The following is a 26,075-nucleotide window of genomic DNA, read 5'->3' as shown; positions in this document are numbered from 1 at the left end:
GTTAGCTTCTTCATGTACTAGCAAGCTCTCAACGTCAGCCTCCAAGATGCATATGGAAAGATCGTTACATCGAAGGCCTGCCAAGTAGTACTGTATGGGTCTGCCATCCTCTGTCCTTAGAATCTTTTTGCTACGTGTCTTTGGTAAAGGAAACTCGTAGCAGCAGATTGACCCAGTTAGCTCGTAGTCGTATTCATGAACCAAGATGTTGATGGCTTTTTCAAAGTTTGAAAAACGCCCTGTGGGTTCGCTCGCAATCAGTTCATCAGGCTGTTGTTCTTCTTCCGGATCAGCCTCCTGATTCAAGCGGAGGCTCAACTCTTGGGCATCGCCATCCAGCTCAGAAGGTCCTGCCCCCGTTGACTGTGAAATGCCTGCCTCTGCTTCGCGGGTCCCTGACCCTTCGGGTCTTGGTAGGCCACCATCAACTTCCGTCATGGGACCAGAAGGTATATTGAATTTCAAATTACCATCATCAACCTGGTGCATGCCCTCCGCCATACCTGGCACTGATGGTAAATCAAGCTCCGGATGTTCGTCTGTGGGTTTGCGTTTGCGTGACTTGCGGCTTTCATCAAGAGTCACTGGATAACGCAGTTTCGGGTGACGAAAAATGACTTTCTGCTGTAGGCAGAAATCTTCTACGTTGACTGTACGTATCTCGGATACTTTTTCAAGAAACGGGTCAACGCTATGGGCACACCTCATGACTGAGATTTGCCAGCCATGCATCGGCGGAGGTGAAAACCTGAACATCCATCTCTCTTCATCTGACATCACCCATTCTTGGTAGATACTACCGAAGGACTGCTTGGCTGACTGGGACAGAAAAAGCCATGATAAATGAGACTGAATTCGCTTATTGTGTAGCTGTGAGGCAGGAAAGTCAGCCATCTCTGTGAAACTCACTTCAATGACTTCATCACCACGGCCAATCCGAACCAATGAATCCATTCCATTTGGCCGAAGAGCACAGCGAATCAGATGAGGCGAATGGAAAAACAAAACCCGAGCCAGCTCTATACTGCGAATGAGGCAACTGCTGCCATCCATTGAATGAACTCTGTGCCAATACTCATGATCAAGGAGTACGGCTTCTTCGACCCTATCAATGCTGATTGATCGAGACTGGGAGTCCTTGGGAGGGATTCTCTTTTTATCTTTAAATTTGCTGCCCGGCACCAACATACCGATTACTTCAATAGGCACTGCCGTTAACGGATGATGCTCAAACTTAACATCCACTACCGCCTGTTGCCTAAGCCCAAGTAACTTGCGGGAATAGATCCCCCGAACAGCTTCAAGCTTGGAGTCTGCTGGAAACTTGCGCAATGCCCGACCAGCAGGCGATATGATCTCGGATAATTTGCCTTGCAGCTTTTCGACACCGCTCTTTACTGAGCCCAGCAAGGCGTTCAACTTCATACAGTTGGAATTCCTTTTTCTCTTCCATTAACCGAAGCACACAGCTCGCAAGACGACGCGTTTGGTACTCATCAACGGACTCAGCATAACGATTAAGAAGCAATCTACAAAGCGGCAAAAGATGAGATTTCATCCTAAAGGAGCTCTTCAGACCCATTTGGCGAAGATACCAAGCCTGTGATCGTCTCGGGCCGTCAATTTGATGCCGCAACGATCTCTCCAGGCGGCATATACGGCGTGCATAGTCACGATCACGAGCAGTCCAGTCGATATGATTACGTGGCTTCCTAGCCATCGCTGCAGGTTTGTTTTTCATCAACCACTCACGGTCATATCGATACAGCCACGAGTAGACTCTTGCCCCTTCGGCAGAAGATCTAATGCTTTTCAAAGATGATGCATCAGCGAGGAGCTGCCTCCATATTTCCCTGTACTCCTGGCGACTGTAATCAGCCCGGCTATTCTCATAATGCCTGCGCGCTAATGGCTCAGCAGGAAATGATGCTACTTGCTGAAACAGCCTTTCGAGATTCGTAGGCTGCTCAAACGCCTGTAATACAACCAAGTGCTGGAGATAATTGAAGGGTCGTCGGTGCGTTCTAAACATGGACAACAACCAGTTTGAGTCACCTGAAAGTTCGAGGCCCCATCTTTCAAGTTGCTGTTCCCCCCAGTAGCACAATACCTCGGAACGTATAGCATCATGATCAACGCGGCCGCCCAATACCAGACCCTTGTCCTTAACAATCTGACGGTAGAAACCCGTCCAATGGCCAGGAGTAACAAACGGATAATTCAAATCCAGGAGCTGCTTAATGCAGTCAGCAACCTGTACTAACCTTTGTTCAGCTGCAACCGCCAGCGAGCACTCTAGTCGGTATTGATGAGCTCCAACCAGCTCATGCCTCCGCTCTGACGGCATTGATATTTTGCTATCAACCAAAAGGCATTTATGATCTGGGCAGCATTCCACACCTGGGCACTGCAAGACACGAGACCAAACTGCAAAACCGTATTCTGCCCGCTGCTCATGCCAACACACGGGACAAACTCTGAAGGTATTTGTCCATTTTAGACGCGAAGCGTTGATACCCGAACGCAACATGCCAAAATTCATTCGTCCAGAGCAAAGGTCAGCAAGCAATTTGCTGTACTTTTCATGAGTAGAGAAAGGCCTGAATAGCGGAAGTAGTGAATGACGCTGAATGACTTCTGATGATGATATTGGCCAAATATGCCCTACATGCTCCAGAAGCATATCGATGTGCCCCTGCATCAACCCAGACGGAACTACATTTCGGGAGCCAAAGAGCAGCTTAAGTGCCACCTTGTCATCTTTAACGCCCAGTTGATGAACGCTTCGAGCTAGAACACTACCGAGTAGTTCGTCAGGTAAAGCCTTGGGGAAGTTTTGGAGAGACATTCTGAACACCGATACCAGACCAGTATTCAGAAGCATAGTTCGCCAGGGGGAAATCCGTAAAATTTCCCATCGGCATTCGTCAGTAGTAGTCTAGTGATCCTGAAGCCATACCTGTACGCACATTGCTTCCTGAGCAGAAATGCCTGATGATGAATTTTTTATATCTACAGAAGATACTTTATCTAACATGGCTGACGTTCTTGTATCTTGGATTGGCACTGCAGACATCAGAGGTGGTTCGGACGAGGTTATTGATGGGCCGTTAGCCAGTGTGCTTCGCCACCAGGACTTCAGCTATGCCTATTTGCTTCATAACCAACCGCTGGATGAGGTGAGAAATTATCTACATCGGCTAAAAGAAAGTTTCAGGACGGAATTCGTTTCCGTTCAGGCTGAGCTTCAGAGCCCCATTCACTTTGCTGACATCTACAAAGTCTTGGATGCCACGCTCTCTGACATCGTAGAGAAGCACCCAAGGTCACCGATTTATATTCAATTGACGTCGGGCACGCCCGCAATGACGTCAGTTTCGATCCTTACGGGTAAGACGAAGTATCGAGTTCGTTTTTTGCAATCGTCCCTGCAGCAGGGAGTTCAAGTCGTTGAGCTTCCTTTCGACATAGCTGCTGACTTTTTACCGTCCGTTGCTGACGCTCTGGATGATCGCCTGACGAGCCTTATTGCTTGTGAGGCTCCTTCTACGGCTGCGTTTGACCACATAATCACCCAAGATCCTCAGATGGAACGTTTGAAGGAGCGTGCAGCGATTCTTGCGATGAGAGAAGTGCCGGTATTGATTCATGGTGAAACAGGCACTGGCAAGGAGCTATTTGCTCGGGCTATTCATAACACCAGCCCACGCTCAAAGCAGCCTTTCCTATCTTTGAATTGCGGCGCAATTCCTTCGGAGCTTATTGATAGCACCTTGTTTGGCCATAGCAAAGGTGCATTCACAGGTGCAACAACCAGCAAGCCAGGGGTGTTTGATCAAGCAGATGGTGGCACCCTGTTTTTGGACGAATTCGGAGAGCTTCCACTAGAAGCCCAAGTTCGATTACTACGGGTACTTCAAGATGGCAGCTTTACTCCTGTAGGCTCTACAGAGGAGCGCATAGTTGATGTGCGTATTATTGTGGCAACCAATAGGAACCTTGGGTAGCTACGAATAAGCCCGATCCAAGGCTCTGAAATGTCGTTGTCACCGCCTCAGAGGCGAAAATTCAACACTTTTAGCCCTTTTTAACCAGCTGCAACCACCTTTTCAGGCAGTGCAGACGGATTAACCCCGTGCTCTCAACATCTGATCCACCCGCACAACGTTGGCCAGTGCGAACAGCATGGCCAACTTGCAGTCGTTTTTCTTCAGGCCACGGTAGCGGGCTTTTACAAAACCAAACTGGCACTTGATGATCCGAAACGGATGCTCAACTTTCGCACGGATACTGGTTTTCAGATACTCGGTGCGGATTCTGACCTTATTGATCCGAGGGTGTTTTTTCAGTGTCTTCAGCTTCCCTGGCTGTTCTGCGATGTACCAGTCCGCACTGACATCTTTCAGCTCGTCTCGCTTTTCGGCGCCCCTGTAACCCGCATCAGCAAAGATGAATGCTTCTTCACCGTGTAGCAGTTGATCAGCCTGATTAAGGTCGTGCTCATTGGCCGCAGTTGTCGTGAAACTGTGCGTGATGCCGGTGCGGGCATCAACCCCGATGTGAGCCTTCATCCCGAAGTGCCATTGATTCCCTTTTTTGGTCTGGTGCATCTCGGGATCACGTTCGCCCGTTTTGTTCTTGGTGGAGCAGGGAGCTTCGATGATGGTGGCATCGACCAGTGAGCCCTCTTTCAGCAGGACACCGGCTTCAGACAGCCATTGGTTTACCTCTTCAAAAATCTGTCGAGCCAGACCGTGGCGCTCCAAAAGATGACGGAAGTTCAGGATAGTGGTGTGATCGGGGATGGCCTTGTCCAATGACAATCGAGCGAACAGCCGCATGGACGCGATCTCATACAGCGCGTCTTCCATGGCGGGGTCACTGAGGGTATACCACTGCTGCATGCAGTGAATGCGAAGCATTGTAGACAAGGGATACGGTCGACGACCATTGCCAGCCTTGGGATAATGAGGCTCGATGACGGCTTCGAGACGCGCCCACGGGATCAGCTTGTCCATTCGGCCCAGAAACTTTTCCTTGCGGGTTTGACGGCGCTTGTTGCTGAACTCGCTGTCCGCGAATGTAAGTTGCTGATCCATCGGTGCGTCCTCAATCGTGTACAGCGGGCATTATCCCATGCAGTGGACTTATTCGCAGCTTCCCTAGATATGCGTGAGGTGGACCCAATAGCTATTCACAGAGATGCCCAACAAACGAGTATACTGGCCTGTGTTTGTCCAGGCTGCTCGGATAAATCACCATCAGCTCCTTGCTAAGGCCAGGCTCACTCACGGGAATAGCCACCAGACTTCCATTTTGGACCTCCTCCCGTACAGAACTTTCAAGCACCAACGATGCGCCAAGTCCGACCTTAACCGCTTGCTTGACGGCTTCGGTGCTACCCAGCTGCATAGATACCGTCGGAAATGGCCCATGCTCACCGAAGTAGGTCGCCAAAAGCCGGCCAGTGCCGGTGCCGGGTTCGCCGCCGATCAGAGCCATGTTAGACAGCGTATCGCGGTCGATATCGGTTCGACGGGCTAACGGGTGACCAGGCGGAACGATTAGAACAACGGGCTCGTTACGCCACGCCTGAGCATGGAATCCGGGTAGATCATGCCACCACTCCATAATCGCCACGTCCAGCTCACCGTCCGATAAATGCCGTGCAATAGTCGGATTGGAATCTATTACCACATCCACCTCGGGCCCTACGCCCAGCTCCTTGTAACGACGGATGTAGGGCTGGAGCATATAAATCCCAATATTGGAGCTCGCCCCAACGCGAAGTCGAGCCTCCATAATGGAAGATCTCGCCTGCTCCTCCAGCCGGAGCAGACTTCGGGCAAAAGGCAACAAGGTTAAGGCAGCCCGGGTTGGCTCACAGCCAGAGCGCCCCCTGTGGACCAATAAAACGCCAAGTTGGTTTTCGAGTTTTTGAAGGTGCTGGGACAGTGTGGGTTGTGCGATGTCCAACTGGCGGGCTGCGGCCTGAAACCCGTTGTGGTCCAGCACCGCCACGAAACTCTTCAGCCAGACAAGATTCAGCATGGGCCGCTCTCGCGGCCACTGGGATCATTGATCGCATCATCCGGCCGCTCACCCCGAAGCACTTGCAGAATGTTCCGAGCAGCGCGTTGCTCGATAGCCAGACGCACCTGGCTGACTGCCGATCCGATGTGAGCAGTAAACAGCGTGTTGGGGTGGGCCCTGAGCCCCTGGGCGATCTCCCTCGGACGATCTTCTCTCGCCCAATCTTCCATCTCAAACACATCAGCGGCGTACCCCCCCAACTGACCGGATTGAAGCGCTTGCAGAACACTACCCTCATCCACCACAGATCCACGGCAGGGATTGATAAGGAATGCGCCCGGTTTCATTCCTGTTAGCGTTTCGCGATTAATGGTGTGGAGGGTTTGCTCATTGAGCGGCAGTGCCAGGATCACAATATCTGACTGGGCCAGCAGCATCTTGAGGGGAGTATGGGACAAACCCAGTGCCTGCTCATGCTGCACGGGTAAACGTTCCGGCTGGGAATAGATTAAATCCGCTCCCCATCCGTTCAGGCGCTGCGCCACCGCTTGGCCGATGGCCCCCATACCCACAATACCAATCCGTGAGCCTTCGATCCCCTGCCCATAGAAGCGTGGTGTCCAGCCAGTAAATTCACCGGATCGAACGAAGTGGTCCGCCGCCTTGACTTGTCGGGTGAGACTGATCGTCAGCCCGACCGTTAGCTCTGCAGCAGGCACGGTTAGCAAATCCGGTACAAATGTCAGCCAAACCCCATGACGCGTGCAGGCATCCACATCAAAGTTGTCATAGCCTTTCAGGGCTGCACCAATCACCTTCAAGCGCGGACACCCCTGTAGGAACTCCTCTCCAACTCGGTCTGGCATGAACGCCATCATCGCATCAGCGTCTGCAACGCGCGCAGCCACTTCCTCCTGGGGCAACGTGGCGCCGGATTGGTTGGTGACCAGCTCGCAATCTTGGGCAAGTTCATCCAGAACACTGTCATGGATCTTATGGGTTATCACAACCTTGGGTTTCATCGACGTTCCTTATTTGAATTTCTTACGAAGGCGGCCACTGAGACTGTCCACGACGGTGACCATCAACAAGATGACAATGAGAATGGCGCTGACTTCCTGATACTGCATGATTCTCAGCGAGCCCATCAATTCGAAGCCAATACCACCGGCACCCACCATGCCCATTACGGTCGAGGCACGGAAATTGTATTCCCAGCGATAAATGGACACGTCCGCGAATTGAGGAAGTGCTTGTGGCAGCACGGCGTGATAGAGCACCTGCAAGCGAGTAGCGCCGGCAGCATCGGTCGCTTCCACTGGCGCCTCATCTACATGCTCAATCGCTTCGGCAAAAAACTTTCCAACCATGCCAATGGAGTGAAGACCGAGCGCCAGTACGCCAGGCAACGCCCCAAAACCAACAGCAGCCACGAAGATGATGCCCATGATCAGTTCCGGGACTGAACGCAAACCGTTTAAAAGGGTTCGAGTTACTTGGAACACCACCGGATGTGGAGAGGTGTTGCGCGCAGCCAGGAATGCCAGTGGCACAGACAAGGTTACTGCAATGGCAGTACCGGCAATGCTCATCGCAAGCGTGTCGATTAACGGCGACACCCAGCTGGCCACATTGGTGAAGTCAGGTGGAAGAGATTCGCCAATGAGTGTGCCTATGGCTGGCACGCCATTGGCAAGTGTATTGAAATTGAGCAGCCCTACGTACCAACTTGCGACAAAAATGATGAGCAGCACTAACAGCGACTGTCCGAGTTTTTTCCGCCAGCCTTTCGCGTGCTCATCCAGCACGGAGGCCGACGGGGCCGGCGACAGAGTCGCCGGTTCCGTCGTTGTATAGTTCATGGGGCACTCCTCACATTTTTGCGAAATCAAGATTGAGCAGGCCACCCATAGCGCGGATGACATCGTAATCTTCGTCGGTAATTGCCGCGAATCCCTCAGCCTTCAGGTTGTCGAGAATCTCCGGGTCATCGATCTGCAGAAAGGCTTTCTGAATGTTGCTCTTCAGCTCAGGGGCCAGGTTCGAACGCATGGCCCAGGGGTATTGAGGAAAGTCACCGCTGTAGCCCAGCACTTTGACCTTGCTCCGATCAATCAAACCGCGGTCCATCACATGCTCGAAGATAACTTCGGACAACCCTCCGGCGTCGGCATTGCCATTGGCGACGTTAACCGCAACAGCGTCATGGCTACCGACGAAATGAGCCTCATAGTCCTTTCCGGCTTCGAGCCCTGCCTTCTCAAGGAGTACGGCCTTGGGGATCAGGTGGCTGGAAGTGGATGCGCGGTCACCGTAGGCCATTTTCTTGCCTTTGATATCCGCGAAGGAGCCAACGCCAGAGTCCGCATTGGCAATAATGATGGAGCGATAAGTCGGCTTCCCGTCTACCACCATGGCGGCAAAGGGTTCAATGTCACTCTTACTCTTGGCCATCACATAGGACAACGGACCAAAGTAAGCCAGGTCAATTCGGCCAAAACGCATGGCTTCGATCATGGAGGAGTAATCGGTGGTAACAATCAGTTCTACTTCCTTACCAAGAGTGGTTTCCAGGTAATCCTTCAAAGGTTGGTTTCGCTTGATCAGTTCTGACGCGTTCTCATCCGGCAGCAAGGCAACTTTCAAAAGATCAGGGTCTGTATCTGCGGCATGGGCTGACCAATGGATGCCGAGCATCATTATCAGAGCCAGCAAAGAGTGAATCATTGTCTTCATTGTGCTATCTCCAGTACGTCTGTCGTTATCGGGGTGGTCTTAGGTTTATGGATGGCTGGTTTGCCTTCCGCAGCTACCACGCTGGGTGAACGGTGGTAAATCTCGTCCAGGTGTTTCGATTTCAGGTTTTCAGGAGCATCGTCAAAAACGATATGAGCGTTCGAAAGGCCGATGATCCGGTCTGCAAAACGCTGGGCGTATTCCAATTGGTGCAAGGAAATAACCGCGGTGATTCCATCTTCCTGACAAATATCGCGCAGTAGGCCGAGTACCTTTTCAGAAGTGGCCGGATCCAGGCTGGCAACGGGCTCATCGGCAAGAATCATGGATGGTTGCTGCACCAATGCTCTGGCGATTCCAACCCGCTGCTGCTGGCCGCCGGACAACTGATCTACTCGGGAAAGCGCTTTGTCAGCCAGACCTACGCGGTCGAGGCATTGCAGAGCCAACTCCAGGTCCTGCCGGGGCAGGGGAAGCAGGCTTCGCCAAGTACCGTGATACGCAAGTCTGCCTGTCAGCACATTCTGTAACGCGGTGTATCGTTCGATCAGCTGGTGATGCTGGAACACCATGGCGGTGCGGCTGCGGTGCTGTCGCAGGATTCTACGGTTGGTCAGTTCACCAAACTCGCCAGACACAACCTTCCCGGTTGTGGGCTTAACCAGGTGATTCAGTGAACGAAGCAGAGTGGATTTACCCGCGCCTGAAAGTCCCAGTAGCACGGTGAATTCGCCCTTGTGAAAGTGAACGGTGGTGGGTTTGAGCGCGAGGACGTTTCCCGGGTAGGTTACGCCCATACTCTCGACTCGAAGCATCACATTGGTTGATTGAGTTGGGGCCACAGGATCACCTTTTGCAATAAATAAGCTCGCCGTATTGCGAGTTACAATTGAACGATAAAGCTGAGAGATGACACCGTCGTGTCACTGACGTGACAGTTTGATGAAGTGCTTTTGGTTCGCAAGGATTTTCCGAAGGGCTCTGTGAAATACATGGAGCTCAGCCAAAGTGGAACGAGCCACCCAGGAGCTTAAGCAACAAAAATTGCGTTCCACCGTCAGTCGGCGAATCTCACGGTACAGTTCGTCCGTGCTGAGTTCATCGAATTGCTTACCGACTATACTCTTGCCTTCGAGGAGGTCGGACGCGCTCTCCAATAGGTCGCGCTTCCAGGTGCTGACTATGGTGGGGTGGATCTGGAAACGGGCAGCAATTCAAGGTGTGGCCTTAAGGGTGGGCAAGGACAGCCTTGCACTTACTAATTCGAAATAAAGTAAGCGAATATTACCCGGAGATATAAGCCAAATCCGGATGGCCAAAAAACGATTTCAATAGTCGTGGCAATTTTTGCAAACGTCGAAGCTGCCGGTAAACAGTGCTCCGAAGTTGTTCTTTGCTGTTAATGATCTTTTTACCGACGTGATGGTATTTGATATAGCCCCAAACAGACTCGTCAGGATTCAGCTCCGGCGAGTACGGCGGCAGGAAGAACAACCTGAGCTTGCCGTCGAGACTCTCAACATAGTCTCGAACCCGACGAGCATGATGAACCGGGTGGTTATCGAGGATCAGGAAAACCGGCTTGTCAACGTCTTGCACCAGAGCCTTGAGGAAACCAAGAAACGCATCGGTGTTCATGTTGCCCTGAATGGTCTTAAAGCGAAGCTCGCCGCGAGGCGAGATGGCCGAGATCAGATTGATGCTGAAGCGACTGCCCGTATTACGGATGATCGGAGTTTCACCCCTGGGTGCCCAGGTGGTGCCACTGTGATAATCAGACCGAATGCTGGCTTCATCGCCGAAATAGATGGTGGCGCCGACTTTTTTTGCTTCCTTGCGAATTTCCGGGTAGGTCTCTTCTTTCCATTGTTTCACGGCCTCTGGCTTTTGCTGGTAGGCCCGATGCAGGGGTTTCTGAGGCGTCAGCCCCAGGTTTCGAAGCAGACGACCGACCGAGACATCGCTTAACCGGACGTTGAACTTTTGCCGGATGAGCTCACGCACTCGGCCCCGAGTCCACAGGGCAAAATCAAACTTCAACTGGTCCGGCGTAAAGGTCGTTATCCAGATATACAGCTCCCGGATCTGAGCACCGCTCAGTTTCTTGGGACGACCGGAAATCTGCTTGGCCTTGAGCGCGTCAAAGCCACCCTCGCGGTAGGCAGCCAGCCATTCATAGATTCGTGCTCGGCTCATCCCCAGCGCTTTGATGACGACTTCTGGACTCTCGCCATCCATGACCCGTTGAACGGCGCGAACGCGAATGGCTTCTAATGTTTTGTGATCAAGTTTACGACCGTCATCGTGGCGCATGTGTGTAAATATCCGATAAGCTTGGCGAACGGAGCCTACATTATAAATGATGTTCGCTTACTTTCGAACCCATTAGTATATTAAGTCTGATACCATGTGGTCGGATCTAATCACAGGAAGCTGTCCAGCCGGATAACAACGCCCATTTCCTGAAACTTGCTATAGGTCTCAGTACCACTGCTCTGTCGAACCAGCCGCAAATCATTTTTCAGATACACCGGCTTGGCCGGTTTGGCCACTGCTTTCTTAGAAACCTGCTTAGGGGTAGGCTTTTCCTGTAAGGCTCGAATATGTGCAACCAGACCCAAAAGATCCTCATCCGGTTTCTCTTCAATAGCTTGTTCGGCCACCACGGGGGCTATGTCCGATCCAATACCCATTTGCATCAACATATCGATCAACTGTTGGGCTTTGCTGGCTTGTTGAGGCTCAGTAGAAGTATGTGGAAGCTCTGGATCAGCAACATGGATGCCAGATGCGCGAATAGTATCAGTTGGTATGTCCAAGTCAGCATAGGCCAGAATTTGTTCTTTTCTGCCACTTCGCAATGCCTTAATCATAGGGTGGATTAGCGAAAGCTCTTCATTGAAGACCTTTTCTACAAGAAGCTGATCGATCACCTCTCGTCTGGCCATGACAGCACGGGTCTGACAGAGATAGAACAGCGATACCGCTACATGAGGGATACCCTGGGTGAACTCCCAGAACAAGTCTTTCATCGGCTCAGTGAGTGGAGTCGGAGCTTCAAACCACTGCAGCTTCCAGAGCCTTTTGATGAAACGCTCCCACTCCGCGTCTTGTTCCGGCTTGTCTGAACGTTCGAAGCGGTTCCAGTTCAGACTGCCAAATTGGGCAGCCCTGCGAGCTGAACGCATGGTCGGTGTAAACAGATCCAGTGCTTTCGGGGTACCAATAAACAGCACCGGCACCTTGATCACATTGGTCAGGGTGACAAAGAAATTCAGCATTTTCTGGGAGCCTCCCGACTTGGATTTTTCCAAGTGCTGAATTTCATCGATAGCCAGCAAGCCTACCGAATGAAGCGCAACTACTCTCGCTACGTCACCTAGCATCGACTCTGCAGAAGAGCGCGATTTTACAAATAACTGTTGATAATCTGTGCCAAGGGCATCATCAACCGCTCTGAAAAAGTTGATGCAGAGATGCCTGACGGAACCATCATGGGGACACTCAACCTTCAGCCAAACCAGCTGGGTATGCTGATAGTCAGGGTGATATATCACTTGCGGATAGCAGCTCAGAATCGCCTCTACAGCTGTCGATTTACCTGTTCCCGAGCAGCCAATCACCGAACTAACCAGAGATTCATTGCCTGCATTACGGCTGGCAGATTTGAAGTCTGTATAACCAACAGTATCAAGATTACGTTGGTGGCTGGCATCGGCTATGTTCCGACTCAGGTAGCCCCGACGAATCATGCTCGAGAGCATTTGTTCCAGTTGCAAATGCGACTTGGTCGGATAGAGGAACTGATCCAATATCCTCATCATCGCATGGCGACGAATGTGCCCAGGCAGCTTCTTCTCACTGTCGCCAACCGTTGGATAACGATTTAGCTTCTTAGCCGTTTCCTGAGGGGAATTAATCGGCGGAAGTGCATTAATCAAAGGATGCCCAGCATAGTCGGGGATTTCGGCCTCGATGTAATGCGCCAGGGGATGCTTAATCATCTCCATCCTCCAAGAACGAATCCAGATCAGGATAATCCAGGCAGGGTTCACTTCGCGTTTTGATATCGATAACCAAAGCCTTATGGCCAGTGGAACTGGCAGAATCTGGCTTACTTAATGATGTACGCTGACGTTCTGCTGCCAACTCATCGCGCCGATTATCACGAATGCCCATCAACCTACGGCTCGCTGGCAGAGATGGCTTTGAGGGTTTCTTCGCTGGCTCACGTTGGACTATATGGTCGATAGCATCCAAGGTGTCGATACTTGAATAGTCTGCCCGCTGCTTGGCAGATGCCTGTGCTCTCTTTCTCTCATATTGCTTTTGAGCCGCTTCCACAAATGTCATTCCTCGATAGCTGCGGCTACGATCTGAAAGATCGCAGACCCAATACTCATCATCGCCAGCAACTGGTCTGATAAATATCTCATTGGTGTTTCGAGGATCAAAAGCTGCTTCAATTTTGGTTGGACGGTTCTGTTTGATCCGGTCGAACCATCCAGCTTTCAACGCTTCCTGGCATGTATAGTTGATTCCACGCAGTTTGATACCTACCTCAGAAATCGTTGCAGTTTCGTTTGGCAACAGGTTAATTCTGGCTAGCCTCTCGTCACAGGTACGCAGCTTTCCTGTCCGGTTGCTAACTCCCCAGTTCCAAAGCGCAATAGGAACAGCTGCCAGATCATTCGGCATATCCGGAGCGAAATCGTAGTCTTTTACGACATGACTGGTGTTATGGCGGAGTACAAGATGAATCATCATCTCCGTAAAAGCAGATAGGCCCAACTCTGCATCAAGCTCGTAGCGTTTCCCTGTCCGTTTTTTGCCATTAACAGGCTCTACCACTCCGCCAACATAGGGTTTGAACTCAGCTTGAATAGTGTTGAAGTGCCGCTCGCAGATACCCTTGTCATCGCCTCTATAGGCTCTGGTGTTGCTTAGTTGAATTCCAAATCGATTCACCAGTGTGTCAGCCTGACGGGAAAGCAGCTCACCTCTATCTGCCAGAATGCTGGCCGGAATACCGACTGCAGGCCAGTCACTATCAGTAATCTCAATACCGTAACGCGCGCAGTACTCAACCTTGCTGCAGAACGCATTCGCTAGAGCCATACCTGCAGTAACCCACGAGGGTGTTTCAAAGCCGATATACATACCTGCAATCATACGGCTGAATACATCCTTCACGAGATACAACACTGGACGCCCTACAATTTTTTCAGGGTCTTCATCTGAAACCAGATACAGATCCACTATGGTTGCGTCAATTTCGTAACGAGCTCCTGGGCCGAAATTATTGGTCGCTGCCGTACTGATTAGGGGTTTGATGTCTTTATCGTATGCCCGAGCTGGCATTCGACGTTTTTCAGCTTCATGCTTTCGATAGTTCTTAGAGTAGAAGTATTGAAGCTGGCCCCGTGTCGCCAATCGACCTGGTGTTATATCAGGGTAACGGGACCGCAGGAGGCCGTTGGCTTTATTGAGTACAACTGACATCGGCACTGGCTTTCCTACGAGATAGCTTGTCTCAATTGCCGTGCGAAATATATCCGCCACATCCTCAGTTACGACAAGTCCTTCCCCCGGTGAGACCGAACGCTTCCGGCCCAGCTTTTTGTCCAAATTTCGTCGTGGCTTGCCACTCCCTCCACATTGTTGATAGTCAGGTGCGAGAGCATTCGGAGACATCCCTCTTTGCCAGAAACGGCGAAGAGCACGAACAATGAACAGGCGAGGTCGTCCCGATTGTTCGACCGCCAATCTTATGAGTTCATTCCGCGTTTTCTTCTCGAATAAAGCTTCATGCTTCTCGAGTAGGGGCTTCAGTGCAGATACTGCTTCATCACGCTTTTGCGCAGCTAATGTGCCTTCCTGGACTGAAGGGATCGGGAAAGGGTCTGTGGTTTCCTGGAAGTCTTCCAGCTCTTCTGACGTTAATGTAAACGGCCAAGCATTCTGATCATCAACATCAATCACCTGATAATTTTCAAGGTTGGTGAACAGAACTCGGATTCTCTGCTCTGAAACAGGAGCTTGTAGAACTGTATTAATTTGCATGACTTAACCTCCATTGTGTAGAGGCCACGCCATCAAAAACGAGTTCTGAGCATTTCCAGTCGTGATATGCTTTTTGAAGTGGTGCTTTTATTTGTCGTGTTGCTACCCCATACCGCAGCATTTGCACATGTGAACCAGGCTCAAGCCCATATTCATCATCCAAGCGAGCACAACACCTCGTAGCTTTTTGCTCAGAATAGGTAGCAAGCCTAGTAATCAATTCTGTAGAGCTGGAATCCTCTACCTCACTACTGAACTGCTCCCAGCGAATGTCGGCAAGAGCAGGCCTGATCCACTGAAGGTTCTCTTTGAGAGAAGGAGATACTTCTCGGTCAGTGAATAGCTTCCATCCAACGCCAGCTTGCTCCCAATAGGCCTTTTCAATTTGTAACTTTTCTATCGTCCGGGCTTTGCCCAATTCTGAGACAGGCTTTACTGCGATGGCCAAGGGAGGGCCCTCACGGAAATCCACCAGCAAATCCGTAGTTACAATCTTGAGCTTTCCTCTGATTTGCGGATGCTTGATGCCCATTTCGGCGCACAAGCGAATTGTCTCCTCCAGCGGAAGTGGAAATTGCTCTCTGATATCCGCTGTATCGTGATACCAGTCGAAGATGCTAAAGGCAGCAAACTCAATACCGGAAAGAAGATGGTGAATACGCCCGGTCACGCGACCAGGGGCCCGGACACTTTCACCGGAACTGCTAAGGTCCTGGATCTGGATGAAAGGCTTATAAGATGCACCGAAGCCATGACCTCGGGCTTTCAGCTTTTTCTGATCCGATGGATCTAACGGTTTGTTGGCATCGTCCGACACAACTCCCTCCTAGCAGGGAAAGCAGGAGAGAGTTTTGTATCAGACTTTACGGGAAATGATCAAACTTTATTTACTTTGATCAAACTTTATTTTTCACCGATATCAGGGCAAGCGCGACATTGAAAAGATCTGCGCCAAAAATGATGGCAAAGATCATCGCCGTGGTCCCGGCAGTCTCGATCACGCATTCAAAAAGGCCCTTGATCGACAGGCTGCGCATCAGAAAACCGGTCAGCGCAATCAGGACCACACCAACAGATGCCCCTTCGGCCGGGGTAAAGATACCGCCATAAATCCCGCCAAGAACAGCAATGAAAACAAGCGCAACATGCCAGATGCCGCCAAGCGACCTGATGCGTTCGCGCATCGGAAGCCCTGCATGCGCCGGGCCTTCTTCTGGGAACAGGCGAACGTAAACGCCAATCGCCAGAATAAAGCCAAGCACTGCCAGAAGCCCCGGAATGGTCGCGGCCAGGAACAGTTTGACGATGTTCTGTTCGGTCAGAAGAGCATAAATGATCAAAACCACCGACGGCGGGATCAGAATGCCAAGCGTGCCGCCCGCGGCAAGCGTTCCGGCCCCAAGTGCGCCGGAATATCCGTGGCGCCGCATTTCGGGCAAAGCAACGCGTCCCATGGTAGTTGCGGTCGCAATCGAGGATCCGCAAATCGATCCGAACGCCGCACAGCCGGCAACCGATGCCATGGCAAGTCCGCCCCGCCAATGACCAAGCCAGGCATTGGATGCGGTAAAGATCGCCCGGCTGATACCGGTTCTGGTGGCAATCTGCCCCATCAGGATAAACAGCGGAATGACCGCAAGGTCATAAGAAATGTATTTATCGACAATTGCGGTCTTGAGATAGGCCGACAGCGGCATCCATCCCGACAGGACGACATATCCGCCCGCCCCGACAACGGCCATTGCCAATGCAATCGGCATGCGCAGGAAAATAAGCGCCAACAGGATGACGACCATAATGATGCTGATTTCAACCGGGCTCATTGTGGGGCATCCGTTTGCGGTGGGGTGGTTGGGCGAACAAACTGTTCGATGACTTTCGACAACGCGGTCAGGGCTGAAAGCCCAAGTCCGAACAGTGCGAAGCCGTAGATAATCCAGGTGGGCATTCTCAAAAGCATGCTGCGGTCGTTATAATCAAACATATCAATCAGGCCGTATGCGACCCGCCAGAAAATAATCACCCAGCCACAACAGAACAGGATCTCCCAGAGTTGATCCAGAATGGTGCGGGTGCGTTGGGGGAAGGCCATGCTGAAAATGTCGACCATGACGTGGTTGCCCTTGCGCTGGCACAACGGCAAAAACAGAAACGCGGCAATCCCGCATCCCATTTCGACAATTTCAAAGTCACCACGAATGCCGCCAATGCCGATATATCGCATGGTCACGGACAGCGTTACCGTGACGGCGACAGCAAGCATGACGGCACCCGCAACGGCAGCGGATGCAATGCAGGCACGATCAACAAACTGACCAAGAAAATGAATGGGCGCAGCGCGATTGCCGCGCCCATTGTGATCACGGGTGGCTCCTGACATGTCAGGCGGTCTCGGCGTCGATCAGCTGATTAAGGCGATCAATCATCGCCTTGCCATCATGTCCGGCATCATTGAGGGTCTCGATCCACTCATCGACGACCGGCTGGGTCGCAGACTGCCAGCGTTCGATTTCGTCTTTGGGAATCTCGACGAACTTGTTGCCGCGATCAGCACACATTTTGTAGCCAACCGATTCAAAGCTATCGAACTGTTTGCCAATCTGGCGTGACAGATCGATACCGGAATTGGCATCAATCACTGCTTTCAGATCATCGGGCATACTGTCATAGGCATTGCCCGCCATCAAAAGCGCAAACGAGTTGGCATAAAGACCACGTCCGCCTTCTGCCGGGGCGCAATGCACCGATGTCAATTCATGAAGTTTAAAGGCCGGAACCACTTCATAGGGCAGGCAAGTGCCATCAATCACGCCGTTGGCGAGGCCGACAGCCATTTCAGTAACCGGGAAGAAGACCGGCTCAGCCCCCAGAATGGACAGGGCCTTACCAACATTCTGGTTCGGGGCACGGATTTGCAGGCCGTCAAGATCCGCCTGATTTTCAATCGCCTTGTCGCGCATATGGAACTTGCCACCGGCATGAACATGATAGGCCAATGGCTTCATGCCACGGTATTCGTCCTGACCAAACTCATCCATGAACTTGTGCATGGCTACCGATGTCGCCTCGGCGGTTGTCACCATGAAGGGCAGGCTCAGCGTTTCGGAAATCGGATAGCGACCCGGCGTATACACGGTCAAGGTCCAGGCGATATCAACAACGTTGTTTGCCACCTGTTCGGCAAGCTGCGGCGGTTTGCCGCCAAGCTGCATGGCCGGGAAAATCTGAATATCGATACGGCCATCGGACTGTTCGCGGATGGTCTTGGACCACGGTTCGAAGAACGCCTTGTGCATCGGGGCCACCGGCGGCAACATATGATGCAGACGAAGGGTCACTTCGGCTGCGCGTGCCTTGCCAATGATTGCAGGGGCTGCAAGTGCGCCGCCCATGATGCCGAGCATCTGGCGGCGATTAACGGAAAATCCTGACATCGAACGTCTCCTCACATTATGGGCACACCGGGTTTTTTTTGGTGGCCCTGTTCCTTCCTGAGTATTCTGGCGTCCGCTTTGTGCGGTTTCTTGCCGATCCTTGATCTTATTGTACGCGATCTGAAGGCCGCAATTATGTGCGGCTCTGTTATAGGCGGTTACTTGAAATTCGGCGCACGCTTTTCAAGAAACGCCTTCAATCCTTCCTGTGCATCTTCGCTGGTTTGGGTCAGAGCGGCACACAGGCTTTCGGTAAACAGGCCATCGGTTTTTGCCATGTCTTCGATCCGTGACAGGGCCTGGATCATGACATAGTTCGAAAGCTGTGCGTTTTCGGCAACAGTATTGGCAAGCTCGATGGCCTTTGCTTCGGCGGCTTCCTCGCTGTCACAAACATAATGCGTCAGGCCAAGGCGAAGGCCGTCTTCGGCGTTGTATTTGCGCCCGGTCAGCATCATTTCGATCATGCGATCCGCGCCCAGAATACGGCCGACCCGGACCGATGCGCCGCCGCCAACGAAAATGCCACGGCGCCCTTCGGGAAGCTGGAAAAAGGCGGTTTCATCGGCAATACGAATATGGGTCGCACTGGCCAGTTCAAGGCCACCGCCGATGACCGCCCCCTTGAGCAACGAAATCACCGGCAATCCACCATACTGGATCATATCCATGATGCGGTGCCAGTTGCGTGAATGGCGCATGGTATCGGCGGCATTTCGTGCAACATGCTCGGCCAAATCAAGCCCGGCTGAAAAATGCCCGCCTTCACCGGCCAGGATAACAACCCGCACCCCTTCGGGCGGATTGGCAAAAAACGCCTCAAGTGCTGCCATCAAAGTATCGCTGACCGCGTTACGCTTTTCAGGTCGCGTGATGGTCAAACGGGCAATCGATCCGTTGATTGCGACGTTCAATACGTCATTCGCGCCGTTGGTCATGTTCTTGTTCCTTACGTAAAGCAATCTGGTCTTTATTTTGCCTGCAGGCGAACCGCGCCGTCGATCCGGACGACGGTGCCATTCAGCATGGTATTCTCGACGATATGGCGGGCAAGGTCGGCATATTCCTGTGCCTTGCCCAGCCGCTTGGGAAACGGAATGTTGGCTTCGATCGCCTGACGGGCTTCCTCGGGCAGGGTGTCGGTCATAGCGGTGGAAAACAGCCCCGGCGCAATCGCCATCACCCGCACACCGATCCGCGCCAACTCGCGCGCGGCTGGCAGCGTCATTGACGCAATCCCGCCCTTGGATGCCGCATAGGCGCACTGGCCGATCTGCCCGTCTTCATACCCGACGGATGATGTGTTGATGATCACGCCACGCTCGCCATCGTCATTTACCGGGGTTGCTTCCGAAAGCAACTGCGCGGCATAGCTCATGGTAATGTAGCTGCCGGTCAGATTGACGTTCAGTGTTTTGATAAAATCATCAATCGGAAGGCTGCCATCGCGTGGCAAAATGCGGTTGGCGGTGCCAATGCCAGCGCAATTCACAAGGATGCGCGGCAGGCCAAGATTTTGTTTCACGGTCTTGAAGGCAGCTTCGACCGAGCTTCGGTCAGACACGTCGACTTCCAGGCCAAGTCCACCGGTTTCACTGGCGACTCGTTTGGCGGCATCGCCGTTGCGATCAAACACCGCGACCTTCGCGCCCGCAACCGCAAATGTGCGTGCGGTGGCGGCACCAAGGCCGCTGCCGCCGCCGGTAATGATGGCGGGAACCTGATTGAGCTGCATTTCCTTACCCAAAGTTTGTTATGTTTTATAACAATTATGTTTGCACAGTAAAAGAGCGGCGTCAATCGTCATTAGTCAACTGAAATCGCATCGAAATTCGCATCTCTCGCGCGCGAGCATCATCATACTCAAGGTCAAATTGTTGGGTCCTAGCACACGCATAAAGATATTGCGCTTGATGTGATGAATTATGATTGTTATGAATTATAACAAATAAGAAAATGAAAACTGGAGGTTTCGTCTCATGCCTATGATTGCTGAACCCGGACTCCGTCCGGTTCGCATGGGAGATACGCGTGTCTCGATGTCCAAAAAGGACAACGGCACGATCTATATCCGATCAACGGAAACGCCGGATGACTATCCGCGCGCCATCACCGACAAGCTTGACCATTGGGCGCAACAAACACCCGATCATCTGTTTCTGGCCGACCGTGACAAAACCGGCGGCTGGCAAAAACGAAGCTTCCTTGAAACCCGAAACGAGGTCCGCAGTCTTGCGCAATACCTCATCGAACAGGACCTGTCCGAAGATCGCCCGGTCCTGATCCTGTCGGGCAACAGTCTTGAACACGGGCTTCTTGCGTTGGCATCGATGTATGCCGGGATTCCCTATGCGCCGGTCTCGCCAGCCTATTCGCTGGTGTCGTCCGATTTCGCCAAGTTGCGCCATATCTGTGATCTGTTGAAACCCGGTTTGATCTTTGTGGATGATGGTGCCAAATATGCCAAGGCACTGGCCGCCGTCATGCCAAAGGATGCCCGTCTGCTGGTTCTGGAAAACCCGCTGTCGCAATATGATTGCGATGTTTTCAATGATGTCCGTCAGACCACGCCGACCGATGCGGTCGATGCTGCCAATGGCAAAATCACCGAAGACACGATTGCCAAATTCCTGTTCACGTCCGGCTCCACCGGGATGCCAAAGGCTGTGATCAATACCCAGCGCATGCTGTGCTTTAACCAGATGATGCTGCGTCACGCGCTGGCATTCTTGCAGGATGAACCACCGGTGATGGTTGACTGGCTGCCATGGAACCATACCGCTGGCGGCAACCATAATTTCGGCATTGCGCTTTATAATGGCGGCAGTTTCTATATCGATCAGGGCAAACCGACCCCGGACGGTATTCATGAAACCGTGCGTAATCTTTGCGAAGTATCGCCCAACATCTATTTCAACGTCCCCAAGGGGTACGAAGCACTTGTCCATCATCTGCGCGAAAACAAAACACTGCGCGAGATGTTCTTTGCCAAGCTCAAACTGATGCAATATGCCGGTGCCGGTTTGTCGCAATATGTCTGGGACAATCTGGAAAAGATCGCCGAGGACACGGTTGGCGAAAAGATCGTCATCGTCACCGGCTATGGCTCCACCGAAACGGCCCCCTTTGCCTTTACCACCACCTGGGCGGTTGATCAGGCGGGCAGTGTCGGTCTTCCGGCCGTCGGGCTTGATATCAAACTGGTGCCCAATGCCGAAAAGCTTGAAGTCCGCCTTAAGGGACCCAGCATCACACCCGGCTATTGGAAGCAACCCGATAAAACCAGCGAGTCTTTTGACGATGAAGGCTATTACCTGATTGGTGATGCCCTGAAATTTGTGGATCCCGATAATATCGAACGGGGCTTCCTGTTTGATGGCCGGGTCTGCGAAGATTTCAAACTCTCGACCGGCACCTGGGTGCATGTCGCGGCCATTCGCACCGCCATTGCCCAGACCTTTGCGCCCTATGTGCGTGATGCCGTGCTGACCGGTTTGAACGAAGGCTATGTCGGCGCGCTGATCTTTGCTGATTTCACCGCCTGCAAAAAACTGTGCCCGGACCTGCCCGCCAACGCGTCGGAGCGTGATATCGCAACCCATCCGGCCGTGCAGGCGCATTTCCGGAAATGCCTGAATGAGCTGGCGACCAAATCGACCGGCAGTTCGAACTTTGTCGCGCGCGCGATCCTGCTGGAAAGTTCGCCGGAACTTGATGCGCACGAAGTCACCGATAAGGGCTCGATCAATCAGCGCGCGGTTCTGACCAAACGCGCTGACAAGGTCGCCGAACTTTATACCGACCCGTCACCCGCCGGGGTCATGATTGCCAAAAAGGGATAAGCAGAATGACTGCGAACGCCAAAGGTCTTCGGACCGAATTTGAAGATGTCTGGCTGCTGGGCGGGAAACGCACACCGTTTGTCGATTATACCGGGGCCTTCGGGCTGATTTCGCCGATTGATCTTGGCATCAAGGCCGCCCGCGCGGCCATCGAGGACGCCGGGGTGGATGCGCATGATATCGATTTCACCGTTGCCGGATCGATGGCCCAGGCATCCTATGATGCCTATATGACGCCGCGCCATATCGGGATTTACGCCGGGGTGCCGGTGGATCGCCCCGCCCATCTTGTGCAGCGGATCTGTGGGACGGGCATCGAAGTCATTTTGCAGGCGGCCGATCATATTTCACTCGGTCGTGGGGATCTGGCCCTTTGTGTCGGCACTGAATCCATGAGCCGCAATCCGATTGCCGCCTACACCCATCGCAGTGGTTTTCGCATGGGGCAGGTCGAATTCAAGGACTTCCTGTGGGAAGCGCTCCTGGATCCGGCGGTGAGTTGCACCATGGGCGACACGGCGGAAAATCTTGCCAAGAAATACAACATCACCCGCGAAGAAGTGGATCGTTTTGCCGAACGCAGTTTTGCCCGCGCTGTGAGCGCACAGGAAAACGGCTTCCTTGCTGGTGAAATCGCGACGGTGACCAACGAAACCTTTGAATTTGCCGATGGCAATCCGCGCTCCATCCGTCTGCCCCGCAAGATCGATCAGGTCGATCGCGACAGCCACATCCGACCATCGCCTTATGACATTCTGGCAAAGTTGCGCCCGGCCTTTGGCGGGGTGCAGACGGGTGGCAATTCATCGGCCGTGGTGGATGGCGCCGCCGGCGTTGTTCTGGGCAGTTCCGATTATGCCCGCAAAAACGGCCTGACACCGCGTGCCCGCATCATTGCCGGCGCAGCTGTCGGTGTGCCGCCGGAAATCATGGGCATTGGCCCGGTCCCGGCCATCCAGGCCGTTCTTGATCAAACCGGCATGACCCTTGATCAGATCGACCGGATCGAAATCAACGAGGCCTTTGGGGCACAGATCCTGGCCTGCATCCGCGAACTTGGTCTTGATGAAGACAAGGTCAATGTCAATGGCGGCGCGATTGCGATTGGTCATCCGCTGGGTGCGACCGGGGTTCGGATTACCAACACGCTCGCGCGCGAACTGATCAAATCAGGTCAGCGTTATGGCATCGCGTCGGCCTGCATTGGCGGCGGGCAGGGCATTGCTGTGCTGATCGAACGCGCCGAACTGGGCTGAGTGCCTGCGTTTGAAAATGGTGCGACGGCGGCTAACGCCAGAACGAATTGAAACAAGGCTAAAATAAAAACGGGAGGTTCTCTAATGCTGTCGCGAAATCGCTTTTTGGCTGTTGCGTTGGTGGCTACGGGCATCGCCGCTACTACGGTGCCTGCTCTTGCTAATGACGAGACGTCACGTTGGTTGACACCAACCATGATCAATGCTCGTGCTCATATGTTTTCACCTGCGCTGAATGTTCTAACTTTTCAGCATATGGACCAGATCTTTGCGACGCGGACAGTTGAGGCTGGCAACAATGTCTGGGTGCTTCCCGAGAAACCGGTTTCGCTTGATGATGGCTATACGTTGGATGGCGAGACGGTCTCCCTCGAAGCGTATCTTGAAGCCACATCCACCAATGCATTGGTGGTGGTTAAGGACGGGGCAATTGTCCATGAAAGCTACCGAAACGGTAGTGATGCCAATACGCGCTTCATGACCTTTTCCGTGGCGAAGTCTTATGTTTCCACGTTGATCGGCTTGGCTCTCGACGATGGTTTTATCAAAAGTCTGGATGACAAGGTTACTGATTATCTGCCCGAAATGGCGGGGTCTGGCTATGACGGTCCGACGATCCGCAATCTTCTGCATATGCGTTCTGGCGTGGAATGGCAGGAAATCTATCAGTTTGGCAGCGATACCCAGTTGACCCAGGTTCATGACAATTCGTTGGTCGCTTACAAATACCGCTGGTGTGACTACGCAGCCAATCAGTCCGTGCCAAGTCAAAACAAGCCCGGTGCAGTGTTCAATTACGCCACGCTTGATACCAGTGTTTTGGGATGTGTTCTTGAACGTGCTGTTGGCAAGACCGGTGCCGAATATATGTCGGAAAAGTTGTGGAAACCGGCTGGCATGGAAAATGACGCTTATTGGGTCATGGATGGTCCGGAAGATGTCGGAAGCGAGTTCTTTGGGGCCGGGCTTAACGCTACGGCGCGTGATCATGCACGGTTTGGCCTAATGTTCCTGAATGGTGGAAAAGCTAACGGCAAGCAGGTTGTTCCGGCCGACTGGGTGGATGAGGCGACGATCCCCGACGAAGGGTTTGAGCCAACTGCTGAGGGGGAGCCCTTTGGTTACCAGTACCAGTGGTGGACGATCCCTGAATCAGATGCATATTCCGCGATCGGTTTGTTCCACCAGTTCATCTATGTCGATCCGGAAAACAATCTGGTGATCGTAAAGGCAAGCCATACGGCTGAACCTGTTGGTCACGATGAGGAAAATCTCGAACTGTTTCGGCAAATTGCCGAAAAGCTATCAAACTAAGATGCTTTGCTTGTGCTCAGTCAGGGCATCCCCAGAACATGCAGCCTGCATCGTCGGTGGTGGTCAGGAGGTTGCAGTTTTGATCGGAAATTCAGAATTGGCATAGGCACGATCCAAGGCGCCATCAGCTGCGCCGGGTCGCGACAAACGGAGACGTTATTTTTAGCCGGGACATTGGTTTTGGGCCCGGTTTGGCGATCAGCCCAACCCTTGGGGCAAAGGCTTCCAAGGGTGGTCTGATCAAATCGAGTTACCGACAGACAAGGCAACAAAAACAAAATTGCCGGTGTCGGTTTTCTCAGGGAGGAAACAATGAAACGACTTAAACTTGGTTCAGTGATTGCCTTGGCGTCAGTTGCCGCCATGTCTGCCATTTCTGGTGCGTCTGCCCAGGAAGTGAATTTCCGTCTGGCGCACTGGCTGCCGCCAACCCATCCGGTGCAAACCATGGGGCTTGAAGAATGGACAAACTCCATCCGCGAGGCATCCGGTGGCAAAATCGATTTCACGATTTTCCCGGCCCAGCAATTGGGCTCCGCACCTGATCACTATGACATGACCCGCGATGGCATTGCCGATATCGGCTATATCAATCCGGGTTATCAGGCCGGGCGTTTCCCGATCTATGGCCTTACCGAGGTGCCGTTCAATGTGAAGGATGCGGTCAACGGGTCGGTTGCCCTTCACAAGTGGTATGCGAACTACGCCGAACAGGAAATGCCGGAAGTCAAACTCTGTCTGGTCAACCCGCATGATCCCGGCACCATCCATTCGAAAATGCCGGTCCGCGTGCCAGAAGACATCAACGGCCATGCTGTACGTCCCGCCCATGCGGCCATGGCACGGTTTGTAAACCTGCTGGGTGGGGCAAGTGTTCAGGTCCCCGCACCCGAGGCCCGCGAAGCCATCGCCAAGGGTACGGCAGATGCGATCACCTTCCCGTGGAACTCGATCTATATCTTCGGGATTGATCAGGAAACCAAATATCACCTCGATATGCCCTTCTATGTCTCATCGCAGATCCTTGTGATCAATCGCGGTGTCTATGATGGCTTGTCGGCCGAAAACCGCAAGGTCATGGATGATCACTGCACGCCGGAATGGTCCGGTCGTTTTTCCAAGGGCTGGGCCGAGAACGAGGCATCGGGCCGTGACAAGATGATGGCATCCGGCGAGCACGAACTGTATCAGCCGACCGCTGATGAGCTTCAGCAATGGCGTGATGCTGCCGAACCGCTTGTTGCCCAATGGCGCGAAAGCGTTACGGCCAAGGGCGGTGATGCCGATGCCATTTACAAGGCCTTCATCGACGCGCTCGAAGCCGAGAACGCCAAATATTGATGACACTCCCTGTATCGGCGGCATCAAAGGTCGGTGCTGCCGATACCTCTGAAAGT

At 52.7% G+C, this 26,075-nt stretch carries 21 protein-coding genes; 5 read left to right on the top strand and 16 right to left on the bottom strand.

What is annotated here, in order from left to right:
* Window positions 1-1,300: 1,300 nt before the first annotated feature.
* A complete protein-coding gene (locus DY252_RS19090) occupies window positions 1,301-2,848 on the bottom strand; it encodes a TnsD family Tn7-like transposition protein (protein WP_165374924.1) in 1,548 nt (515 codons plus the stop codon).
* Window positions 2,849-2,987: 139 nt separating this feature from the next.
* Between DY252_RS19090 and DY252_RS22720 the strand changes: the two genes are divergently transcribed.
* Window positions 2,988-4,007 carry a sigma-54 factor interaction domain-containing protein gene (locus DY252_RS22720; RefSeq protein WP_064788841.1) on the top strand — a complete coding sequence of 340 codons (1,020 nt, stop codon included), beginning with the start codon at window positions 2,988-2,990 and terminating at the stop codon, window positions 4,005-4,007.
* Window positions 4,008-4,127: 120 nt separating this feature from the next.
* Here DY252_RS22720 and DY252_RS19080 read toward each other — a convergent pair whose 3' ends face one another.
* The 15 genes from DY252_RS19080 to DY252_RS19010 all read right to left on the bottom strand — a co-directional run bounded on the left by DY252_RS19080 (window position 4,128) and on the right by DY252_RS19010 (window position 20,001).
* Window positions 4,128-5,099: an IS5 family transposase gene (locus DY252_RS19080; protein WP_064788842.1), complete on the bottom strand. Its 972-nt coding sequence runs from the start codon at window positions 5,097-5,099 to the stop codon at window positions 4,128-4,130.
* A 91-nt stretch (window positions 5,100-5,190) separates the two neighbouring features.
* A complete protein-coding gene (locus DY252_RS19075; protein ID WP_011783503.1) occupies window positions 5,191-6,051 on the bottom strand; it encodes a LysR family transcriptional regulator in 861 nt (286 codons plus the stop codon).
* Window positions 6,045-7,055, bottom strand: a complete 1,011-nt coding sequence (locus DY252_RS19070; RefSeq protein WP_064788843.1) for a phosphonate dehydrogenase — start codon at window positions 7,053-7,055, stop codon at window positions 6,045-6,047. The genes DY252_RS19075 and DY252_RS19070 overlap by 7 nt, the downstream gene beginning before the upstream one ends.
* Window positions 7,056-7,064: 9 nt before the next feature.
* Window positions 7,065-7,895 carry a phosphonate ABC transporter, permease protein PhnE gene (gene phnE, locus DY252_RS19065; protein WP_064788844.1) on the bottom strand — a complete coding sequence of 277 codons (831 nt, stop codon included), beginning with the start codon at window positions 7,893-7,895 and terminating at the stop codon, window positions 7,065-7,067.
* A gap of 10 nt (window positions 7,896-7,905) precedes the next feature.
* Entirely contained in the window at window positions 7,906-8,769 is an 864-nt protein-coding gene (phnD, locus tag DY252_RS19060; protein ID WP_062363459.1) for a phosphate/phosphite/phosphonate ABC transporter substrate-binding protein, read from the bottom strand.
* Window positions 8,766-9,584 carry a phosphonate ABC transporter ATP-binding protein gene (gene phnC / locus DY252_RS19055; protein WP_064788845.1) on the bottom strand — a complete coding sequence of 273 codons (819 nt, stop codon included), beginning with the start codon at window positions 9,582-9,584 and terminating at the stop codon, window positions 8,766-8,768. The genes phnD and phnC overlap by 4 nt, the downstream gene beginning before the upstream one ends.
* A 469-nt stretch (window positions 9,585-10,053) precedes the next feature.
* The gene (locus DY252_RS19050; protein ID WP_054645368.1) at window positions 10,054-11,082 is read right to left on the bottom strand and encodes an IS630 family transposase; all 1,029 of its coding nucleotides are present in this window, start codon (window positions 11,080-11,082) and stop codon (window positions 10,054-10,056) included.
* 110 nt (window positions 11,083-11,192) lie between these two features.
* Complete coding sequence (locus DY252_RS19045; RefSeq protein ID WP_027853439.1) at window positions 11,193-12,773, bottom strand: ATP-binding protein; 1,581 nt, start codon at window positions 12,771-12,773, stop codon at window positions 11,193-11,195.
* Window positions 12,766-14,832: a Mu transposase C-terminal domain-containing protein gene (locus DY252_RS19040; RefSeq protein ID WP_064790685.1), complete on the bottom strand. Its 2,067-nt coding sequence runs from the start codon at window positions 14,830-14,832 to the stop codon at window positions 12,766-12,768. The genes DY252_RS19045 and DY252_RS19040 overlap by 8 nt, the downstream gene beginning before the upstream one ends.
* Complete coding sequence (locus DY252_RS19035) at window positions 14,822-15,649, bottom strand: heteromeric transposase endonuclease subunit TnsA (RefSeq protein WP_027853441.1); 828 nt, start codon at window positions 15,647-15,649, stop codon at window positions 14,822-14,824. The genes DY252_RS19040 and DY252_RS19035 overlap by 11 nt, the downstream gene beginning before the upstream one ends.
* Window positions 15,650-15,728: 79 nt before the next feature.
* Window positions 15,729-16,655 carry a TRAP transporter large permease gene (locus DY252_RS19030; RefSeq protein WP_231959827.1) on the bottom strand — a complete coding sequence of 309 codons (927 nt, stop codon included), beginning with the start codon at window positions 16,653-16,655 and terminating at the stop codon, window positions 15,729-15,731.
* The gene (locus DY252_RS19025) at window positions 16,652-17,212 is read right to left on the bottom strand and encodes a TRAP transporter small permease (protein WP_064790686.1); all 561 of its coding nucleotides are present in this window, start codon (window positions 17,210-17,212) and stop codon (window positions 16,652-16,654) included. The genes DY252_RS19030 and DY252_RS19025 overlap by 4 nt, the downstream gene beginning before the upstream one ends.
* A gap of 1 nt (window position 17,213) precedes the next feature.
* Entirely contained in the window at window positions 17,214-18,266 is a 1,053-nt protein-coding gene (locus DY252_RS19020; RefSeq protein ID WP_063089098.1) for a TRAP transporter substrate-binding protein, read from the bottom strand.
* A 158-nt stretch (window positions 18,267-18,424) separates the two neighbouring features.
* On the bottom strand, window positions 18,425-19,204 hold the full coding sequence (locus DY252_RS19015) for a crotonase/enoyl-CoA hydratase family protein (RefSeq protein ID WP_008889941.1): 780 nt from the start codon (window positions 19,202-19,204) through the stop codon (window positions 18,425-18,427).
* A gap of 32 nt (window positions 19,205-19,236) precedes the next feature.
* Window positions 19,237-20,001, bottom strand: coding sequence for an SDR family NAD(P)-dependent oxidoreductase (locus tag DY252_RS19010; protein ID WP_064790742.1), 765 nt, complete (start codon window positions 19,999-20,001; stop codon window positions 19,237-19,239).
* A gap of 244 nt (window positions 20,002-20,245) precedes the next feature.
* Here DY252_RS19010 and DY252_RS19005 point away from each other — a divergent pair, with 244 nt between their 5' ends.
* The 4 genes from DY252_RS19005 to DY252_RS18990 all read left to right on the top strand — a co-directional run bounded on the left by DY252_RS19005 (window position 20,246) and on the right by DY252_RS18990 (window position 26,019).
* The gene (locus DY252_RS19005; RefSeq protein ID WP_231959828.1) at window positions 20,246-22,108 is read left to right on the top strand and encodes a feruloyl-CoA synthase; all 1,863 of its coding nucleotides are present in this window, start codon (window positions 20,246-20,248) and stop codon (window positions 22,106-22,108) included.
* Window positions 22,109-22,113: 5 nt separating this feature from the next.
* Window positions 22,114-23,364: a thiolase family protein gene (locus DY252_RS19000; RefSeq protein ID WP_064790688.1), complete on the top strand. Its 1,251-nt coding sequence runs from the start codon at window positions 22,114-22,116 to the stop codon at window positions 23,362-23,364.
* Window positions 23,365-23,448: 84 nt separating this feature from the next.
* Window positions 23,449-24,678 carry a serine hydrolase domain-containing protein gene (locus DY252_RS18995; RefSeq protein ID WP_064790689.1) on the top strand — a complete coding sequence of 410 codons (1,230 nt, stop codon included), beginning with the start codon at window positions 23,449-23,451 and terminating at the stop codon, window positions 24,676-24,678.
* A gap of 312 nt (window positions 24,679-24,990) precedes the next feature.
* The gene (locus DY252_RS18990; RefSeq protein WP_064790692.1) at window positions 24,991-26,019 is read left to right on the top strand and encodes a TRAP transporter substrate-binding protein; all 1,029 of its coding nucleotides are present in this window, start codon (window positions 24,991-24,993) and stop codon (window positions 26,017-26,019) included.
* The last annotated feature ends 56 nt before the right edge of the window (window positions 26,020-26,075 follow it).

Source organism: Thalassospira indica (assembly GCF_003403095.1).
Lineage (GTDB): Bacteria > Pseudomonadota > Alphaproteobacteria > Rhodospirillales > Thalassospiraceae > Thalassospira > Thalassospira indica.
The sequence above is the reverse complement of the archived record's forward strand: the minus strand, read 5'-3'. Positions and strand labels throughout refer to the sequence as shown.

Coding starts and splice junctions, on each gene's coding strand:
- DY252_RS19090 (WP_165374924.1), bottom strand. CDS start 2,848: ATGTCTCTCCAAAACTTCCCCAAGGCTTTACCTGACGAACTACTCGGT.
- DY252_RS22720 (WP_064788841.1), top strand. CDS start 2,988: ATGCCTGATGATGAATTTTTTATATCTACAGAAGATACTTTATCTAAC.
- DY252_RS19080 (WP_064788842.1), bottom strand. CDS start 5,099: ATGGATCAGCAACTTACATTCGCGGACAGCGAGTTCAGCAACAAGCGC.
- DY252_RS19075 (WP_011783503.1), bottom strand. CDS start 6,051: ATGCTGAATCTTGTCTGGCTGAAGAGTTTCGTGGCGGTGCTGGACCAC.
- DY252_RS19070 (WP_064788843.1), bottom strand. CDS start 7,055: ATGAAACCCAAGGTTGTGATAACCCATAAGATCCATGACAGTGTTCTG.
- phnE (WP_064788844.1), bottom strand. CDS start 7,895: ATGAACTATACAACGACGGAACCGGCGACTCTGTCGCCGGCCCCGTCG.
- phnD (WP_062363459.1), bottom strand. CDS start 8,769: ATGAAGACAATGATTCACTCTTTGCTGGCTCTGATAATGATGCTCGGC.
- phnC (WP_064788845.1), bottom strand. CDS start 9,584: ATGCTTCGAGTCGAGAGTATGGGCGTAACCTACCCGGGAAACGTCCTC.
- DY252_RS19050 (WP_054645368.1), bottom strand. CDS start 11,082: ATGCGCCACGATGACGGTCGTAAACTTGATCACAAAACATTAGAAGCC.
- DY252_RS19045 (WP_027853439.1), bottom strand. CDS start 12,773: ATGATTAAGCATCCCCTGGCGCATTACATCGAGGCCGAAATCCCCGAC.
- DY252_RS19040 (WP_064790685.1), bottom strand. CDS start 14,832: ATGCAAATTAATACAGTTCTACAAGCTCCTGTTTCAGAGCAGAGAATC.
- DY252_RS19030 (WP_231959827.1), bottom strand. CDS start 16,655: ATGAGCCCGGTTGAAATCAGCATCATTATGGTCGTCATCCTGTTGGCG.
- DY252_RS19025 (WP_064790686.1), bottom strand. CDS start 17,212: ATGTCAGGAGCCACCCGTGATCACAATGGGCGCGGCAATCGCGCTGCG.
- DY252_RS19020 (WP_063089098.1), bottom strand. CDS start 18,266: ATGTCAGGATTTTCCGTTAATCGCCGCCAGATGCTCGGCATCATGGGC.
- DY252_RS19015 (WP_008889941.1), bottom strand. CDS start 19,204: ATGACCAACGGCGCGAATGACGTATTGAACGTCGCAATCAACGGATCG.
- DY252_RS19010 (WP_064790742.1), bottom strand. CDS start 20,001: ATGCAGCTCAATCAGGTTCCCGCCATCATTACCGGCGGCGGCAGCGGC.
- DY252_RS19005 (WP_231959828.1), top strand. CDS start 20,246: ATGCCTATGATTGCTGAACCCGGACTCCGTCCGGTTCGCATGGGAGAT.
- DY252_RS19000 (WP_064790688.1), top strand. CDS start 22,114: ATGACTGCGAACGCCAAAGGTCTTCGGACCGAATTTGAAGATGTCTGG.
- DY252_RS18995 (WP_064790689.1), top strand. CDS start 23,449: ATGCTGTCGCGAAATCGCTTTTTGGCTGTTGCGTTGGTGGCTACGGGC.
- DY252_RS18990 (WP_064790692.1), top strand. CDS start 24,991: ATGAAACGACTTAAACTTGGTTCAGTGATTGCCTTGGCGTCAGTTGCC.